Origin of the sequence: Streptomyces sp. NPDC053474, from assembly GCF_044544845.1 — a bacterium.
Classification (GTDB): Bacteria; Actinomycetota; Actinomycetes; order Streptomycetales; family Streptomycetaceae; genus Streptomyces.
The window spans coordinates 16,997-34,289 of the sequence record NZ_JBITXV010000019.1 but is presented as its reverse complement, the minus strand read 5'-3'; the positions used below and the strand labels follow the sequence as shown (position 1 = coordinate 34,289).

General features: G+C 72.5%; 16 protein-coding genes. 5 read left to right on the top strand and 11 right to left on the bottom strand.

Annotated elements, in window-relative coordinates; translation table 11 throughout:
- Positions 1-18: 18 nt before the first annotated feature.
- Complete coding sequence (locus ACIG3E_RS34515) at positions 19-462, bottom strand: YidB family protein (RefSeq protein ID WP_399624011.1); 444 nt, start codon at positions 460-462, stop codon at positions 19-21.
- Between the two features lie 191 nt (positions 463-653).
- Between ACIG3E_RS34515 and ACIG3E_RS34510 the strand changes: the two genes are divergently transcribed.
- From ACIG3E_RS34510 to ACIG3E_RS34495, 4 genes are read left to right on the top strand one after another with little or no spacing between them, the layout of a single operon-like run.
- Positions 654-1,322, top strand: a complete 669-nt coding sequence (locus ACIG3E_RS34510) for a hypothetical protein (RefSeq protein WP_399623796.1) — start codon at positions 654-656, stop codon at positions 1,320-1,322.
- Between the two features lie 41 nt (positions 1,323-1,363).
- On the top strand, positions 1,364-1,945 hold the full coding sequence (locus tag ACIG3E_RS34505; protein WP_399623794.1) for a DUF6529 family protein: 582 nt from the start codon (positions 1,364-1,366) through the stop codon (positions 1,943-1,945).
- Complete coding sequence (locus ACIG3E_RS34500; RefSeq protein WP_399623792.1) at positions 1,942-2,397, top strand: Rieske (2Fe-2S) protein; 456 nt, start codon at positions 1,942-1,944, stop codon at positions 2,395-2,397. Before ACIG3E_RS34505 ends, ACIG3E_RS34500 begins: the two co-directional genes overlap by 4 nt.
- Before the next feature lie 21 nt (positions 2,398-2,418).
- Positions 2,419-3,165 (top strand): DNA polymerase beta superfamily protein, encoded by a 747-nt coding sequence (locus ACIG3E_RS34495; protein ID WP_399623790.1) that lies wholly within the window; start codon positions 2,419-2,421, stop codon positions 3,163-3,165.
- Here ACIG3E_RS34495 and ACIG3E_RS34490 read toward each other — a convergent pair.
- The 10 genes from ACIG3E_RS34490 to ACIG3E_RS34445 all read right to left on the bottom strand — a co-directional run bounded on the left by ACIG3E_RS34490 (position 3,091) and on the right by ACIG3E_RS34445 (position 14,991).
- The gene (locus ACIG3E_RS34490) at positions 3,091-3,879 is read right to left on the bottom strand and encodes a DNA polymerase beta superfamily protein (RefSeq protein WP_399623788.1); all 789 of its coding nucleotides are present in this window, start codon (positions 3,877-3,879) and stop codon (positions 3,091-3,093) included. The genes ACIG3E_RS34495 and ACIG3E_RS34490 overlap by 75 nt on opposite strands.
- A 125-nt stretch (positions 3,880-4,004) precedes the next feature.
- Positions 4,005-5,207: a pseudouridine synthase gene (locus ACIG3E_RS34485; protein WP_399623786.1), complete on the bottom strand. Its 1,203-nt coding sequence runs from the start codon at positions 5,205-5,207 to the stop codon at positions 4,005-4,007.
- Between the two features lie 12 nt (positions 5,208-5,219).
- Positions 5,220-5,861 (bottom strand): SMC-Scp complex subunit ScpB, encoded by a 642-nt coding sequence (gene scpB / locus ACIG3E_RS34480; RefSeq protein ID WP_399624009.1) that lies wholly within the window; start codon positions 5,859-5,861, stop codon positions 5,220-5,222.
- A 5-nt stretch (positions 5,862-5,866) separates the two neighbouring features.
- Complete coding sequence (locus ACIG3E_RS34475; RefSeq protein WP_399623783.1) at positions 5,867-6,874, bottom strand: segregation/condensation protein A; 1,008 nt, start codon at positions 6,872-6,874, stop codon at positions 5,867-5,869.
- A gap of 17 nt (positions 6,875-6,891) precedes the next feature.
- The gene (locus ACIG3E_RS34470; protein ID WP_399623781.1) at positions 6,892-7,461 is read right to left on the bottom strand and encodes a hypothetical protein; all 570 of its coding nucleotides are present in this window, start codon (positions 7,459-7,461) and stop codon (positions 6,892-6,894) included.
- Positions 7,446-8,573, bottom strand: a complete 1,128-nt coding sequence (locus ACIG3E_RS34465) for a ParA family protein (RefSeq protein ID WP_138958888.1) — start codon at positions 8,571-8,573, stop codon at positions 7,446-7,448. Before ACIG3E_RS34465 ends, ACIG3E_RS34470 begins: the two co-directional genes overlap by 16 nt.
- Before the next feature lie 363 nt (positions 8,574-8,936).
- The gene (ald, locus tag ACIG3E_RS34460) at positions 8,937-10,061 is read right to left on the bottom strand and encodes an alanine dehydrogenase (protein WP_399623779.1); all 1,125 of its coding nucleotides are present in this window, start codon (positions 10,059-10,061) and stop codon (positions 8,937-8,939) included.
- 134 nt (positions 10,062-10,195) lie between these two features.
- Positions 10,196-12,382: a tetratricopeptide repeat protein gene (locus ACIG3E_RS34455; RefSeq protein ID WP_399623777.1), complete on the bottom strand. Its 2,187-nt coding sequence runs from the start codon at positions 12,380-12,382 to the stop codon at positions 10,196-10,198.
- Positions 12,383-12,629: 247 nt separating this feature from the next.
- Positions 12,630-13,256, bottom strand: a complete 627-nt coding sequence (locus ACIG3E_RS34450; RefSeq protein ID WP_399623775.1) for an NUDIX domain-containing protein — start codon at positions 13,254-13,256, stop codon at positions 12,630-12,632.
- A gap of 85 nt (positions 13,257-13,341) precedes the next feature.
- Positions 13,342-14,991, bottom strand: coding sequence for a CTP synthase (locus ACIG3E_RS34445; protein WP_399623773.1), 1,650 nt, complete (start codon positions 14,989-14,991; stop codon positions 13,342-13,344).
- 463 nt (positions 14,992-15,454) lie between these two features.
- On the opposite strand from ACIG3E_RS34445, the gene ACIG3E_RS34440 reads away from it, so the two are divergent.
- Positions 15,455-17,266, top strand: a complete 1,812-nt coding sequence (locus ACIG3E_RS34440) for a glycoside hydrolase family 15 protein (protein WP_399624007.1) — start codon at positions 15,455-15,457, stop codon at positions 17,264-17,266.
- The last annotated feature ends 27 nt before the right edge of the window (positions 17,267-17,293 follow it).

The window sequence follows — 17,293 nt, the reverse complement described above, 5'->3', positions numbered from 1 at the left end:
GCACCGGCCGCGGGGGCCTCAGAGCTGCTGCTGCCTGATGATGTCCTCCAGGGAGCCGCTCGGCACCTGTCCGCTCGGGGTCAGCTTGTCGACGACCTGCGGCAGCTGCTGCGCGATCTCGTCGGCGGCCTGCTCGGGCGAGACCCCGGCGTCCTTGGCCACCTGCTGGAGCGTGTCGTCGGGCAGGGCCTCCTTGACCTGCGCGCCGGAGACCGGCTGGTTCTCGCCGGAGCCGACCCACGACTGGGCCTGGTCGGCGAGCCCGGCCTTGGTCAGCCCGTCGAGGAGGCCGCCCAGCGGGTTGTTCCCGCCGCCGCCCTTGCTCATCAGCGCGCCGAGCAGGGAGCCGAGGATGTTGGCGCCGCCGCCGGACGGACCCGTGCCCTCCTTGCCGCCTCCGAGGAGGCCGCCCAGGAGGCCGCCCAGATCGTTACCCGCCATGGTCGTGCCTTTCGCTTCGATGGCCGGGCCCCGCCCCGCGGGCCAGGGGCCCCGGACCCTGCCAATGTCACCCGGACCGCGGCGCCCCGCCACTCGGAGCGACCGGCGCGGACCCCTTCCGCATCACGGGCGCACAGCCCCCGTGCGCCCCTGGACGCCGGGGCGCGGGTCGGCTTGCATGGAAGGGCAGGCCGCGCGCCTCGGGGGGACGCATGAAGGCTTCAGGACCTTTGTTCACGCTGCTCGGGGGGCTGCTGCTCGCCCTGTTCATGCTGACGCTCAACGCGACCACGGGGTCGGGCAGTTCGTCGTACGGCGACTCCTCGTCCGGCGCGGCGAAGCCCGCGCCGCCGCCCACCGCGAGCGCGAGCCCGTCGGCGCAGCCGTCCCCCTCGAAGAAGCCGCGGCCGCCCGCCGACGGCAGGTACACGGGCCGCACGGACGACGACACCGCCTCCGTGGCCATCACGCTGCGCGACGGCAGGGCCACGGCGTACTTCTGCGACGGCAGGGCCACGGAGTCCTGGCTGAAGGGCGACGTCGAGGACGACGGCTCGCTGCGCCTGACCGGCAAGGGCGGCGCGAAGCTCGACGGGCGCGTCAAGGGCGACACGGTCCGCGGCACGGTCTCCGTCCGCGGCGGGCCCCGGCCCTTCACCGCCCCCCGGGCGAAGAAGCAGCAGGCGGGGCTGTACCGCGCGCGGGCCGAGGTGCGCGGCGAGCGCCTGGACGGCGGCTGGATCGTGCAGCCCGACGGCAGCCAGGTCGGCGTCCTCAGCCGCGACGGGAGGCCCGCCGAGGCCCCCCGCCTGGACCCCGCCACCGGTGCCGTCCGGCTGCCCGGCGGCGGCCGTCTCACCGCCCGGCCCGTCGTGCCCTGAGCACCCGGCCGCACCCATCCGCGCCCGCCCCGGGAGGTCCCGTGAGCGTCGACCCCAACGCCCCCACTCAAGGAGCCGGGTTCCCCGCGGGCCCGCGCCGTGAGCGCCCCGCCCGCTATCTGGTGCCCGCCCTGGTCGCTGCTGCCGTCGCCGTGGGCCTGGGGGCGTACGGAAAGGTCCATGACCCGGAGGGCACCGCGTTCAACCTCGCGGGCTTCAGCTCCACCAGCGCCGTGAAGTCCTGGCTCGCCACCACCGCGTTCGGCTTCGCGCTTGTCCAGGTCGGCTCCGCCCTCATGGTCTACGGCAGGCTGCCCGGGCCCTCCTGGTCGGCGGCGCTGCACCGCTGGTCGGGCCGGATCGCGTTCCTGGTGGCCGTGCCGGTCGCGGTGCACTGCCTCTACGCGCTCGGCTACCAGACGTACTCGACGCGCGTGCTGTGGCACTCCTTCCTCGGCTGCTTCTTCTTCGGCGCGTTCAGCGCCAAGATGCTGTTGCTCCGCTCGGACCGGCTGCCCGGCTGGCTCCTGCCGCTGGTGGGCGGCCTGGTCTTCGCGGTGCTCACCCTGGTGTGGGTGACGTCGGCGCTGTGGTTCTTCCGTACGGTCGGGGTGACGACGTGAGCGGCGGCGGGCCCGCGCCGGGCCCCACGCGGCGCACGGCCCTGCTGGCGGGCGCGGCCGCTGCCCTGACCGCGTGCGACAAGTACGGCGACGAGGGCGCGGAGCCGGACCCGCCGGAGTCCACGCCCCCGTCCTCCGGGCCCTCCGGCGCGCGGCCGTCCAAGGCGCCGCCCCTGGCCGAGAAGTCGGAGATCCCGGTCGGCGGCGGCAAGGTCTTCGAGAAGGAGAAGGTGGTGGTCACCCAGCCCGAGGAGGGGGAGTTCAAGGCGTTCTCCGCGGTCTGCACGCACCAGGGCTGCACGGTCCGTGACGTGTCCGGCGGCACGATCAACTGCCCGTGCCACGGCAGCAAGTACCGGGTGGCGGACGCCTCGGTGGCGGAAGGACCGGCCCCGCGCCCGCTGGCCCCACGCTCCATCGACGCCACGGGAAAAGCGATCAGGCTCACCTGACCCACCCCGTACGCTCCGGAGATGGACAACCCCCAGGACCTGGTCCGCGACCACACCATCTACGCCTGCGTCATGGGCTCGCGCGCCTTCGGCCTGGCCACGGACGACAGCGACACCGACCGCAGGGGCGTCTTCCTCGCGCCGACCCCGCTGTACTGGCGCTTCGAGAAGCCGCCCACGCATGTGGAAGGACCGGCGGACGAACAGTTCAGCTGGGAGCTCGAGCGCTTCTGCGCCCTCGCGCTGCGCGCCAACCCGAACATCCTGGAGTGCCTGCACTCCCCCCTCGTCGAGCACGTCACGGACACCGGCCGCGAGCTGCTCGCGCTGCGCGGGGCGTTCCTGTCCCGCCGGGCGCACGAGACCTTCGCCGCCTACGCCCTCGGCCAGCGCAAGAAGCTCGACGCGGACGTCCGCGCCTACGGCGCCCCGCGCTGGAAGCACGCCATGCACCTGCTGCGGCTCCTGAGCAGCTGCCGCGACCTGCTGCGCACCGGCGAGCTGACGGTCGACGTGGGCGACCTGCGCGAGCCCCTGCTCGCGGTCAAGCGCGGCGAGGTGCCCTGGCCCGAGGTGGAGTCCCGGATGGCCCGCCTCGCCGCGGAGTGCGACGCCGCGACGGCCCGCACCCCGCTTCCCCCGGAGCCGGACCACCGCCGCGTCGAGGACTTCCTGTACCGCGCCCGCCGGACGTCAGCCGCCCAGGCGTACGCGGACGACCAGGTCGTGCAGAGCGCCGTACGCGGTGTGCGCACCCGGCAGGGCTGAGTCCGCCCGCGCCTCGTCCAGCACGGCGCGCAGCCGCTCGACGTCGGCGCTCACCCGCCGCCGGTCCACGTCGGCGCCGCCGTGCTCGGCCTCACGCTTGGCCTCGACGAGGTCGGACAGATAGCCGGGCGCCTCGGCGACCTCGTCCGCCAGCGTGGGCAGATGCGCGACGACGCCACCGCCACGCATCAGAAGGATCCCGGTGAGCAGCACCCGGAAGGTGTAGAGCAGCGGCTTCAGCTCGCCGTTCTTCTCGAAGAGGCGCCACTGCGTGGCGGCGAACCCCCGGTAGTGGTGGGCGTGGTGGCTGGTCAGGACGGAGGGCGCGAGCGCGCTCAGCTCGGCGTGGGCGTCCGTGGTGTGCACGACCAGCGGCGAGAGCAGCTGCTCCAGGACGTAGCCGTTGTGCCGCAGCATGAGCCGGGCGAACTTCCGCAGGTCGTGCGTGACGAGGTCCATCTCGACCCCGTCACGCACGGACATCCTCGACCGGGTCTCCTCCGGCTCCCGCAGCCCGACGAGCCCCGCCACCGGCAGCAGGTGCACCCCGCGCAGGTCCACGTCCGAGTCCCGCGACGGGAACCCGTACAGATGCGCCCCGGAGACCGTCGCGAACAGCAGCGGGTCGGGCTGCTCGGCCACGACGGACCCGAGGTCGACGCCGAGGCCCGCCCTGGGAACGCTGCCGCCGCCGAGCCCAAGATCCACAGTCATCCCCCAAGGATCCCAGAGCGCACCGGACGCGAGAAACTCACCCTGTGAACGGCGGCTGACGGCGACGGCCGCCCGCGCGGGAAGGCGGGGGCGGCCGTCGTCGTGTCCGGTGTGGGGTGCGCGGTCTAGAGGTCGACTTCCTTCATCAGCATGCCGACCTCGGTGTTGGACAGGCGGCGCAGCCAGCCCGACTTCTGGTCGCCGAGCGTGATCGGGCCGAAGGCGACCCGCACCAGCTTGTCGACGGGGAACCCGGCCTCGGCGAGCATGCGGCGCACGATGTGCTTGCGGCCCTCGTGCAGCGTGACCTCGACCAGGTAGTTCTTGCCGGTCTGCTCGACGACCCGGAAGTGATCCGCCTTCGCGTACCCGTCCTCCAGCTGGATGCCGTCCTTCAGCTGCTTGCCCAGGTCGCGCGGGATCGGGCCGACGATGTGCGCGAGGTAGACCTTCTTCACGCCGTACTTGGGGTGCGTCAGGCGGTGGGCCAGCTCACCGTGGTTGGTGAGCAGGATGACGCCCTCGGTCTCGGTGTCGAGCCGCCCCACGTGGAACAGCCGCGTCTCGCGGTTGTTCGTGTAGTCGCCCAGGCACTGGCGCCCCTCGTTGTCCTCCATGGTGGAGACGACACCGGCGGGCTTGTTCAGCGCGAAGAACTGGTACGACTGCGTGGCCACGGTCAGGCCGTCGACCTTGATCTCGTCCTTCTCGGGCTCCACGCGCAGGCCCTGCTCCAGGACGATCTCGCCGTTGACCTCGACGCGGGCCTGCTCGATCAGCTCCTCGCAGGCGCGCCGGGAGCCGTAGCCCGCGCGCGCCAGGACCTTCTGCAGGCGCTCGCCCTCCTGCTCGGCGCCCGGGAAGGTCTTGGGGAGCTTGACCTCCTTCTTGCCCGCGTACCGGTCGCGGTTGCGCTCCTCCGTCCGCGCCTCGTACTCGCGCGAGCGCGCGGGGGCCGTGCGGCCGCGCGCGCGCTGGTCCTGGGAGCGCTTGGGGCCGCCCTTGGCGCCACCGCGCGCCGAGGCGCCGCGGCCCGACTTCGGGCCGTCCTGCGAGGCGCCCGGGCCCACGTCGTAGCGGCGCTCCTCGGGGCGGGGCTTGCTGGGGCGGCCGCTGCCCTGCCGGTCGTCGCGACCGCCACTGGCACTCCGGTAGTCGCCGCGGCCACCGCCACCGCCGCTGCCGCGGCCACCGCCGGTGGGGCGGCCACCGCTGTTGCCACGGCCGCCACCGCCGGGGCGGCCGCCGCTGCTGCCGCGGCCGCCGCTGTTGCCACCACGGCTCCCGCCGTTGTTTCCGCTGCTGTTCCTGCCGCTGCTGCTTCGCATCAAAATTCCGTCTTAGGTCGTCTGCGTCTTCTCGTCCGGGGCGTCGGGCGCGTCCGGATCGAACGACGGAAGTCCTTCCTGCGTCTCGGCCTCGATCGCCTCCGCCTCCGGGAGGAAGGGCGCGAGCTCCGGGAGCTCGTCCAGGCCGCGCAGGCCCATCCGCTCCAGGAAGTAGTTCGTCGTCCTGTACAGGATCGCACCTGTTTCGGGTTCCGCGCCCGCCTCCGCCACCAGACCCCGCTGGAGCAGGGTGCGCATGACCCCGTCGCAGTTCACTCCGCGCACCGCGGAGACCCGGGAGCGGCTGACCGGCTGGCGGTAGGCGACCACGGCGAGCGTCTCCAGGGCCGCCTGGGTGAGCCGGGCGTGCTGCCCGTCGAGCACGAAGCCCTCCACGGCGGGGGCGTACGCGGGCCGCGTGTAGTACCGCCAGCCGCCCGCCACCAGGCGCAGCTCGAAGCCCCGGCCCTGGGCGGTGTACTCGTCGGCGAGCTCGCGCAGCGCCTCCGCGACGGCCCGCCGGGGCCGCTGGAGGACCTTCGCCAGGTGCTCCTCGGTGGCGGGCTCGTCGACGACCATCAGGACGGCCTCAAGGGCGGGCTTGAGGTCGAGCTCGGCGACCTCGGACCGCAGCTCGCCGACCGGGCTCTCCATGCTGCTCAACGCTTCTCCTCCTGCGGCTCGGGGGGCCGGTCGAACTCGTCGGTGACGGTCGGCTCGCCGTCGCCGTCCCCGCCGGTCCAGCGCACCACAAGATCGCCGAGCGCGTCCTCCTGCTCCAGGGCGACGGCCTTCTCCCGGTACAGCTCCAGGAGCGCCAGGAAGCGCGCGACGACGGTCAGGGTGTCGTCGGGCCCAAGCTCCTCGATCAGGCCGCGGAAGCTGGCCTCGCCGCGCTCCCGCAGCCGCGCCACGACCACGGCGGCCTGTTCCCGCACGGAGACCAGCGGCGCGTGGATGTGGTCGACGTACACCTGCGGCTCGGCCCTGGGCTGCATCGCCTTGACGGCGAGCTTGGCGAACCCCTCGGCGCCGATGCTGATGACGACCTCGGGCAGCAGCTCGGCGTGGTGCGGTTCGAGCCCGACGGTCCGCGGATAGCGGCGCGCCTCGTCGTCGAGGCGGCCGCTGAAGATGTCGGCGATCTGCTTGTACGCGCGGTACTGGAGCAGCCGCGCGAACAGCAGGTCGCGCGCTTCGAGCAGGGCCAGGTCGGCCTCGTCCTCGACCTCGGCGGCGGGCAGCAGCCGCGCGGCCTTCAGGTCGAGCAGGGTGGCGGCGACCACCAGGAACTCGGTCGTCTGGTCCAGGTCCCAGTCAGGACCCATGGCCCGGATGTGCGCCATGAACTCGTCGGTCACCTTGGAGAGCGCGACCTCGGTGACGTCCAGCTTGTGCTTGGCGATGAGCTGGAGCAGCAGGTCGAAGGGGCCCTCGAAGTTGGCGAGCCGGACCGTGAACCGCCCGTCGTCGGGCGCGGGGTCCGCCGGGGCCTCGGCGGGCCCGTCCTGCGGCGCCTCGGCGGGCCCGTCCGGCGGGCGCGGGGGCTCGCTCCCGCTCTCGGCAGGGGGCGGGCTCGGGACGGCCTCCGTCCCCGGCCCTCGGCCCAGGGCGCGTCGGCGGGCGGGCGGCGGCGCGGACGTGCTGCTCGTCGAGGTGGTGGACATTACGCGGAAAGGTACCGCTACCGCCCGCGCAGCCGTCGTACGAGGATGCTCGCGTCCCCCCGCGATTCCAGGTCGGCGAGGACGACGGCGACGGCCTCGCGCACGATGCGCCCGCGGTCCACCGCGAGCCCGTGCTCCCCGCGCAGGACGAGCCGCGCGTGCTCCAGGTCCATCAGTTCCTCGGCGGAGACGTACACGGTGATCTTCTCGTCGTGCCGCTCGCGCCCGCTGGGGCGCCGGTTGGCCGCCCGGCCGCGCTTGCGCGTCTGGGTGGCCGTCGAGGCCGCGTTCTTGCCCGTGCCGGAGCTGGTAGAACCTTCCTGCGCCGGGCGTCCCCGCGCGGCGTCGTCGCCGCGTGCGCCGCCCGGCTCCGCCTCGCCCGCGGGGTGCTCGGCGGACTCGCCGTCACCCTGCGCGGCGGCGGAGGCGTGCGACTCCTCCGCGGCGGCCTCGTCGCTCTCGCCCGCGGGCGCGGGCACCCTCGCCTCGCCATTCGTCTGCCGCCGCGGCGTCGAGGCCTGCAGCGCCATGCCCCCGGTCGTACGGAACAGTTCGTCGGCCCCGGGCAGACTCACTCGGCGTGACACCGGGCGAGCACCTCCCTGGCGAGCTGGCGATAGGCGGCCGCACCGACCGAGTTCGAGGCGTACGTGGTGATCGGCTCACCGGCGACCGTGGTCTCCGGGAAGCGCACCGTCCGGCCGATCACCGTGTGGTAGACGTGGTCGTCGAACGCCTCGACCACGCGCGCGAGGACCTCGCGGCTGTGCACCGTGCGCGAGTCGTACATCGTCGCGAGGATGCCGTCGAGCTCCAGGTCGGGGTTGAGCCGCTCCTGGACCTTCTCGATGGTCTCGGTGAGCAGCGCCACACCGCGCAGCGCGAAGAACTCGCACTCCAGCGGCACGATGACCTTGTGCGCCGCGGTGAGCGCGTTGACCGTGAGCAGGCCGAGCGAGGGCTGACAGTCGATCACGATGTAGTCGTAGTCGGCCATGAGCGGCTTCAGGGCGCGCTGGAGCGTGGACTCGCGCGCGACCTCGCTGACGAGCTGCACCTCGGCGGCGGACAGGTCGATGTTGCTCGGCAGCAGGTCCATGTTGGGGACCGCGGTCTTCAGGAGCACCTCGTCGGCGGACATGCCCCGCTCCATGAGCAGGTTGTAGACCGTGAGGTCGAGCTCCATCGGGTTCACGCCGAGGCCGACCGAGAGCGCGCCCTGCGGGTCGAAGTCGACGAGCAGGACCCGGCGTCCGTACTCCGCGAGCGCGGCACCCAGGTTGATGGTCGACGTGGTCTTGCCGACGCCGCCCTTCTGGTTGCACATCGCGATGATCTTCGCGGGGCCGTGGTCGGTCAGGGGTCCCGGGATCGGGAAGTACGGCAGCGGACGCCCGGTCGGGCCGATGCGCTCGCGGCGCTGGCGCGCGGCGTCGGGGGCGAGCGTGGCCGCGTACTCGGGGTCGGGCTCGTACTCCGCGTCGGGGTCGTAGAAATGACCCTGGGGCAGTTCCTCGTAGTCGGCGAGGGGGGTAGGGGTGGTGTTGTCGCCACTCCGGTCGCCGGCCATGGCGTTCACGTGTTGGCCATCCATGCTCTGGGGTGCTGACGGTGTCGGACTCTGGCGGGCTTCGAAGGTGCGGACAGCGACGGAGCCGACAGCCTCGAGCCCGACGGGACCCTGGCCCCGTCCAGACATTCCTGGTTGACCACCCCCGGGAGCAAATGTCGACTCATTCACAAGTCGTCTTACCTCCTTGGTGACCAGGAAATTTCTAGATAGGTCAGCGTGGCACCATGCCGACGGTTGGCGACTCTATGGCGTGTCACCGCTCCGCAGCAACACAATCCGCCGGACCCGGCCCGATGTGTCGGCAACGGAACACCCCGGTGTCAAGGGCGTATGCCGCTTCGTCGGCACGATTCCGGGGTGCGCGAAACGGTTAAAGGGTAAGTTTCCCGGCGAGTTGACCGTGTTCGCGCCGAACCGGCGGCGGCCGGACCCCTCGCAAGGTCCGGCCGCTGGCGTGAGATTGACGACTTTTGTTGACGTTCGCCGAGATCAGCCGAGCAGGGAGGCGAGCTCCAGGTGCTCGTAGCCGTGGGCCTCGGCGACCTCCTTGTAAACGACCTTGCCGTCATGCGTGTTGAGACCGAGGGCCAGCGCCGGGTCGCGGCGCAGGGCCTCGACCCAGCCGTTGTTGGCCAGCGAGACGATGTACGGCATCGTCGCGTTGGTCAGCGCGTACGTGGAGGTGTTGGGCACCGCGCCGGGCATGTTGGCCACGCAGTAGAAGACCGAGTTGTGCACCGGGAAGGTCGGCTCGGCGTGCGTGGTCGGGCGCGAGTCCTCGAAGCAGCCGCCCTGGTCGATCGCGATGTCGACAAGAACACTTCCGGGCTTCATGCGCGAGACCAGCTCGTTGGTGACGAGCTTGGGGGCCTTGGCGCCCGGGATGAGGACGGCGCCGATGACGAGGTCGGCCTCCAGGCAGGCCTTCTCCAGCTCGAAGGCGTTGGAGACGACGGTCTGGATCTTCGTGCCGAAGACCTTGTCGGCCTCCCTGAGCTTGTTGATGTCACGGTCGAGCAGGGTGACGTGGAAGCCCATGCCGATGGCGATCTGCGCGGCGTTCCAACCGGAGACGCCACCGCCGATGACGACGGCCTTGCCCGCCGCCACGCCCGGGACGCCGCCGGGCAGCACGCCGCGGCCGCCGACCGCGCGCATCAGGTGGTAGGCGCCGACCTGCGGGGCGAGGCGGCCCGCGACCTCGGACATCGGGGCGAGCAGCGGCAGGGCGCGGCTGGGCAGCTCCACCGTCTCGTACGCGATGGCCGTGGTGCCCGACTCCAGGAGCGCGTCCGTGCACTCCTTGGAGGCGGCCAGGTGCAGGTAGGTGAAGAGCGTCTGGTCCTTGCGGAGGCGGTGGTACTCCTCCGCGATCGGCTCCTTGACCTTCAGGAGCAGGTCGGCCGAGGCCCAGACCTCGTCGGCGGTCTCGAGGATCTCGGCGCCCGCGGCGACGTACTCCTCGTCCGTGATCGACGAGCCGACACCGGCGTTGCGCTCGATGACGACCTGGTGGCCGTGGCGCACCAGCTCGTGCACGCCGGCGGGGGTGATGGCCACCCGGAACTCGTTGTTCTTGACCTCGCGGGGGATGCCGACCTTCACGTCGATCACGGTCCTTGGCTCAGGGGGATTTAGGGCAAAGCGTTACATACCGGTACGCATATGAGCGCATCGGAAGACACCACGTAGACACGCGGCGGAGCCATTCTAATGAAGGAGTTCTCGCTGTCTAGCCTTTCAAAGCATCAATCTCGACCGGATGCACTACGGATTTCGTAGGCGGAGGCCGGGGCTCCATCCACCGGGGCAGGGCTCCCGACCTCGGCGGACTCACCGCTCAGCTCACTTCCCAGCATGCGCTCGGCGGCCGCGCGGTGCAGCCGGGCCGCGGCCGGGTCGCCGAGCCGGTCCAGGGTGTCCGCGAGCCGCAGCTGGAGCGCCGCGAGCAGCCGGGTGTCCGCCGCCTGCCGGGCCAGGTCGATCGCCTCCTGGCAGGTGCGCAGGCAGTCCTCGGGCCGCCCCGCGTACTCCTGGACCCGCGCCAGCTCGCCGAGGGCCCGCGCCCGGGCCGGGAGGTCCCCGGTCCTGCGGTGGCCCGCGACGGCCGAGCGCCAGTTGCGCAGGGCCTCGCCGTAGCGGCCCGCGTAGGTGTGGGCGGTGGCGATGCGGCCGTGCAGCCGGGCGGCGTCCGCCCGCTCGTCCCGGGCCTGGCGCTCGGCGAGGGCCCTGCCGTACCAGTCGGCGGCCCGGGGGTAGTCCCCCAGCTCCTGGTAGGCGCCGCCTACGGATTCCATCGCGCGCCCGGTCGCGTAAGGGTCGCCCGCCGCCCGGGCGCAGTCGAGGGCGGCGCGGTAGCGGGCCAGGGCCTCGTGCGTACGGCCGGTGCGCGCGTCCAGGTCCGCGAGGTTGAGCAGCGCGGCCGCCTGCTCGCGCGGCAGGTCCCGGCGCTCGGCCACGTCGAGGACGAGCTGGTGGATGCCGTACAGGTCGGGGGCCGCGGCCTCGGTGCCCCAGTGCGCGGCGAGCGCCCGGGTCAGGGCCGACATCAGCCGCCGCGCGAGCGTGTCGAGCTCGCCGTCCGCGACCGCGAGCCGGGCCGCGGCGAGCAGCGCGGGCCTGCGGACGCGCAGCCAGTCGGCGGCCGCGCGCGGGTTCGGGAAGCGCAGGGCGCGGGGCAGTCCGGCCAGCTTCTTGCGCGCGGCCGAGTCGCCGGGCTCGGTGATCGCACGGCAGGACTGGAGCAGCCGCACGGTCCGCTCCAGCATCCGGGCGCGCGCCAACTGCACCTCCCCGGGCCGGTCCTGCGCCTCCATCAGTTTCCGGAGCAGCGGCACCAGACAGCCCGGCACGTCGTACTGCGGCAGCGGCGAGTCCACGGTGCGCAGCAGGCCGAGCGCGACGAAGTCGTCGAGCGCGGCGCGCGCCGCGCTCACCGAACAGCCCGCGAGCGCGGACGCGGTGTGCGGGTCGACGTACCCGGCGGGGGCGAGGCACAGCAGGCGCAGTATCCGCGCGGCGGGGCCGGGGAGTCCGGCGTAGGCCTGCCGGAAGACGCGGGCGAGGCCCGATTCGGCCGCGCCGTCCTCGGGGAGCTCGCGCAGCTGCTTGGCGAGGTCGGCGACGGCCGCCTTGGGCCGGGCGGCGAGCCAGCCCCCGGCGATCACGAGGGCCGCCGGGTGGCCGCCGCAGGCCTCGACCAGGCTCTCGGCGGAGCGCGGGTCGACGGTGACGCGCACCGAGCCCGCGCTGCGGGTGAGCAGGTCGAGCGCGGCCTTGGTGTCCAGGCCGCCGAGGGTGCAGGGCCGCACGTCGGGGATGCCGGTCAGGGGGCCGCCGGACACGGCGACGACCAGGCAGTCGGGGGTGTCCGGGAGCAGCGGGTCGACCTGTGCGGCTCCGGCGGCGTCCGCGGCCTCGGCGGCGTCGGCGCCGCTCTCGTCGGCGCCCTTGGCGGGGGCCGGGGCGGCGGTCTCCGCGACGTCGTCCAGGAGCAGCAGCGCCCGGCGGTCGGCGAGGGCCGCGCGCAGCGTCGCGGTCAGGTCGTCCTCGCCCGCGCCCGCGGGGGCGGGCACGGCGAGCGCGTCGAGGAGTTCGCGGGCGGTGCGCTCGGTGGGTACGGGGGTGCCGTCGGGGTCGCGGAGGCGGGCGCGCAGGATGCCGTCGGGGTAGGCGTCGGCGAGCTGGCGGGCCAGTTCCTCGGCGAGGGCGGTGCGGCCCGAGCCGGGGCGGCCCGCGATGAGCAGGACGCGGGCGCGGGGGGCCTTGCGGCCCGAGAGGGTGTCGAGCCCGGCGCGGTCGATGTCGGCGCGGAGTTCCTTCAACTCCCGGTGGCGGCCCACGAACCGGGCCCCGTCGGCACCGGCCGCCGCGCTCGTGGGCGGCGGCACGGCACCCCGCGCCGCACCGTCCGTGTCGACCGCCTGATCCGTCACGGGTAACGCTCCCGTCCGCCTGCGCACGAGCCCGCCGGAACTCCGGGCGGGACGCTTGCAGAGCCTAGTTCAGGCCCTGCCGCCACCCCGGTGCCACGGCGCGCGGAAGTCGCCCGATCGGATCAGGAGATGGTCACACCGTAGGACGTTCCCGCGCTGCTGCGCCCCAAAGGGGCGCGGGGCCGTGTCGATGTGCGGCTCCGCCGCGTGGGCGCGACCAGCCACAACGAACCCGCAGGCAAACCTCCTACACCTCGAAGGGCCGCGCAGGCCAAGGCGCGTCCGCAGGACGAAGCCCGTCCAAGCCAGCGCCGCGCTGCGCGGCCACGAGCGACAGGACGCCCACGACCAGGCAGTTGTTGTGCAGCTCACCGGCCAGGACCCCGCGGACGAGGTCGTCGAGGGGCACGCGCGCGATCTCCATGTCGGCTTCCTCCTCCTCGACCTCGAAGCGCTCGCCCTCGGCCTCGGACAGATCGCGGGCGAGGAAGACGCGCACGGCCTCGTCGCAGCCGCCGGGCGTGGTGTAGACGTCGGTGAGCACCCGCCAGTCCTCGGCCTTGATGTGCGCTTCCTCGTAGAGCTCGCGCTGGGCGGCGTGCAGCGGGTTCTCGCCGGGCACGTCGAGGAGGCCCGCGGGGATCTCCCAGAGCTTGTGGCGCACCGGGTGGCGGTACTGGCGCACCAGGACGACGCGGCCGGAGTCGTCGAGGGCCAGGACGGCGACGGAGCCGGGGTGGACCTGGTAGTCGCGGCGGGAGACCGATCCGTCGGGCATGACGACGTCGTCGGTGCGCACGGAGGTCTTGTTCCCGACGAACGGCGTGGCCGTCGCCGTGATCCGCCACTCCTCCGCGGTGTCCTTGATCGTCATGTCGTCCTGCCCTTCCACACGTCCATACGAAAGCCGGGGCACGCGCCCCGAAGGGCCGTACCCCGGCAACCGTATCTCTCTTGTGTTACTTGCCCGTCTTGCGCTCCACCGCGGCCTTGACCAGGCCCGCGAAGAGCGGGTGCGGACGCGTCGGGCGCGAGCGCAGCTCCGGGTGCGCCTGGGTGGCGACCAGGTACGGGTGGACCTCGCGCGGGTACTCGACGTACTCGACGAGCTTGCCGTCCGGCGAGGTGCCGGAGAACTGGATGCCCGCGTTCTTCTCCAGGTCCGCGCGGTAGGCGTTGTTCACCTCGTAGCGGTGGCGGTGGCGCTCCTCGACGTACTCCTTGCCGTCGTACACCTCGCGCACGATGGAGCCCTCGGCGAGCTTGGCCGGGTACATGCCCAGGCGCATCGTGCCGCCCATGTCGCCCTCACCGGCGACGATGTCGAGCTGCTCGGCCATCGTGGAGATGACCGGGTGGGCGGTGGCGGCGTCGAACTCGGTGGAGTTGGCGTCCGGGATGTCCGCGAGGTTGCGGGCGGCCTCGATCACGATGCACTGCAGGCCCAGGCAGATGCCGAGCAGCGGGATCTTGTTCTCGCGGGCGTACTGGATCGCGCCGACCTTGCCGGAGACGCCGCGGTCGCCGAAGCCGCCGGGGATCAGGACCGCGTCGACGTCGCCGAGCTGCTTCTTGGCGCCCGCCGGGGTCTTGCAGTCGTCCGAGGTGACCCACTTGACCTTGACGCGCGCCCGGTTGGCGAAGCCGCCGGCGCGCATCGCCTCGGTGATGGAGAGGTAGGCGTCGGGCAGGTCGATGTACTTGCCGACGAGCGCGACCGTGACCTCGTGGTCGGGGTTGTGGACGCGGTCGAGCAGGTCGTCCCAGGTCGACCAGTCCACGTCGCGGAACGGCAGGTCGAGCTTGCGCACGACGTAGGCGTCCAGGCCCTCGGTGTGCAGGACCTTCGGGATGTCGTAGATCGACTTGGCGTCGATCGCGGCCACGACGGCGGCCTCGTCGACGTCGCACATCAGCGAGATCTTGCGCTTGATGGCGGTCGGGACCTCGCGGTCGGCGCGCAGGACGATCGCGTCGGGCTGGATGCCGATGTTGCGCAGGGCGGCGACCGAGTGCTGGGTCGGCTTGGTCTTCAGCTCGCCGGAGGGGCCGATGTAGGGCAGCAGCGAGATGTGCACGACGAAGACGTTGTCGCGGCCGACCTCGTGGCGGACCTGGCGGACGGTCTCCAGGAAGGGCAGCGACTCGATGTCGCCGACCGTGCCGCCGACCTCCGTGATGACGACGTCGACGTCGTCGGTGGCCATGCGGCGGATGCGGTGCTTGATCTCGTTGGTGATGTGCGGGATGACCTGCACGGTGTCACCGAGGTACTCGCCGCGCCGCTCCTTGGCGATGACCTGCGAGTAGACCTGGCCGGTGGTGACGTTGGCCGAGCCGTCGAGGTCGACGTCGAGGAAGCGCTCGTAGTGCCCGATGTCCAGGTCGGTCTCGGCGCCGTCGTTGGTGACGAACACCTCGCCGTGCTGGAAGGGGTTCATCGTGCCCGGGTCGACGTTCAGGTACGGGTCGAGCTTCTGCATCGTGACCCGAAGGCCCCGGGCCTTGAGGAGCGCACCCAGGCTCGAGGCCGTCAGGCCCTTGCCGAGCGAGGAGGCGACGCCCCCGGTGACGAAGATGTGCTTGGTCGTCGTGGATGTGGGTGGCATGGCCAAGAGGGGGCTCCCGTGCGTCGCGGTCTGGGGTGCGTACCGGCGTCCGCTCCGTGCTTGCTTCTCCGCTCGGAGGGAGGCGCCGTCGCTGCGGTTCGGGGGTTCGATGACCACCGGCTCACGGGCTACCAGGGTATCAGCGTCAAGAGGGGCCTGCTTCCGGCCACCCCTTGACACGCGCATTCACCTCACGTACACGATCTTCACCGCGTACACATGTGCGTGCCGCAACTCGTTCGGCCTAGCCACGTTGGCTGGACGAGGGGGCAGATTGCGGCGGCGCCGATGTATGTTGCTCGGACACTTACTGCCGACCCACGCGCGCGGGCGGAACCATCCCCCGTCGCCATTTCTGGAGACCACCGGAAACACTCGGGCCCGGCAGTTCGTTCTTTGCAGCGAACCCTTGACCGTAGAACGAGCGCCCCGAGAGCGGGCGAACGTGGCCGTTTGAATGGGGATGCACGTGGCCGGGCGCATCGAGGATTACGCACTGATCGGAGACATGCAGACCGCGGCGCTGGTCTGCCGGGACGGCACGGTCGACTGGCTGTGTCTGCCCCGCTTCGACTCCCACGCCGTCTTCGCGGGCCTCCTCGGCACGGAGGAACACGGCTTCTGGCGCCTCGGCCCCGCGCACGGTGCGGGCGCGCGGCCCGACGCCGCGAGCCGACGGACCTACCGCGGGGACTCACTGGTCCTGGAGTCCGAGTGGGACACCCCGCGCGGCACGGTCCGGGTGATCGACTTCATGCCTCCGCGGGACAGCGACGCCCCCCAGCTGGTGCGGATCGTGGAGGGCGTCAGCGGCCGCGTGCCGATGCGCTCGGCCCTGCGGATGCGTTTCAGCTACGGCCGCGTCGTGCCCTGGGTGCACAAGGTCGACGGCCGCACGGTCGCCGTGGCCGGTCCTGACTCGGTGTGGCTCGACACCTCCGCCGAGACCTTCGGCAAGGACCTGACGACGTACTCGGACTTCACCGTCGGGCCCGGCGACCGCATCGCCTTCACCCTCTCCTGGCAGCCCTCCCACAAGCAGCCGCCCGCCCACCCCGAGCCGGAGGCCGCCCTCACGGCGACCGAGGACTTCTGGCGCGAATGGGTCGAGCACTGTACGTACCACGGGCCGTACCGCGAGGCGGTGGTGCGCTCCCTGATCACGCTCAAGGCCCTGACCTACGCGCCCACCGGCGGCATCGTCGCCGCCCCCACCACCTCCCTGCCGGAGGACATCGGCGGCTCCCGCAACTGGGACTACCGCTTCACCTGGCTGCGCGACGCGGCCATCACCCTCTCCTCGCTCCTGCGCACCGGCTACCGCGAGGAGGCCCGCGCCTGGCGCGAGTGGCTCCTGCGCGCCGTCGCGGGCGACCCGGAGAACCTCCAGATCATGTACGGCATCGCGGGCGAGCGCGAGCTGGGCGAGGCCGAGCTCGACTGGCTCCCGGGCTACGAGAACTCCGGCCCGGTCCGCGTGGGCAACGGCGCGGCGCACCAGCTCCAGCTCGACGTCTACGGCGAGGTCACCGAGGCCCTGCACCTGGCCCACATGACGGGCCTCGCCCGCAACGACTACGCCTCGCTGCTCCAGCTCAAGCTGATCCGCTACCTGGAGACGCACTGGAACGAGCCGGACGAGGGCATCTGGGAGGTCCGCGGCCCCCGCCGCCACTTCGTGCACTCCAAGGTGATGGCCTGGGTCGCCGTCGACCGCACCATCAAGCTCATCGAGTCCGGCGACGCCGACGGCCCCCTGGAGCGCTGGCGCGAGCTGCGCGACGACATCCACCGGGACGTCTGCGACAAGGGCTACGACAAGGAGCGCAACACCTTCACGCAGTCGTACGGCTCCAAGGAGCTGGACGCGTCCCTGCTGCTCATCCCCCAGGTGGGCTTCCTGCCGCCGGACGACAAGCGCGTCATCGGCACCATCGAGGCCATCCAGCGCGAGCTGTCCACGCCGGACGGGTTCATCCTGCGCTACCCGACGTCCGGTGACGACGCGGGCGTGGACGGCCTGGAGGGCGACGAGGGCGCGTTCCTCGCCTGCTCGTTCTGGATGGCCGACGACCTGGCGATGATCGGCCGCGTGGACGAGGCCCGCAAGCTCTTCGAGCGCCTGCTCGCCCTGCGCAACGACCTGGGGCTGCTCGCCGAGGAGTGGGACCCGCGCCTGAAGCGCCAAGTGGGCAACTTCCCGCAGGCGTTCAGCCACGTGCCGCTCATCGACACGGCCCTGCGGCTCACGGCGTCGGGCGCGTACGGCGGCTGACACCGCACGCGCAGATGGCGGCCGGGT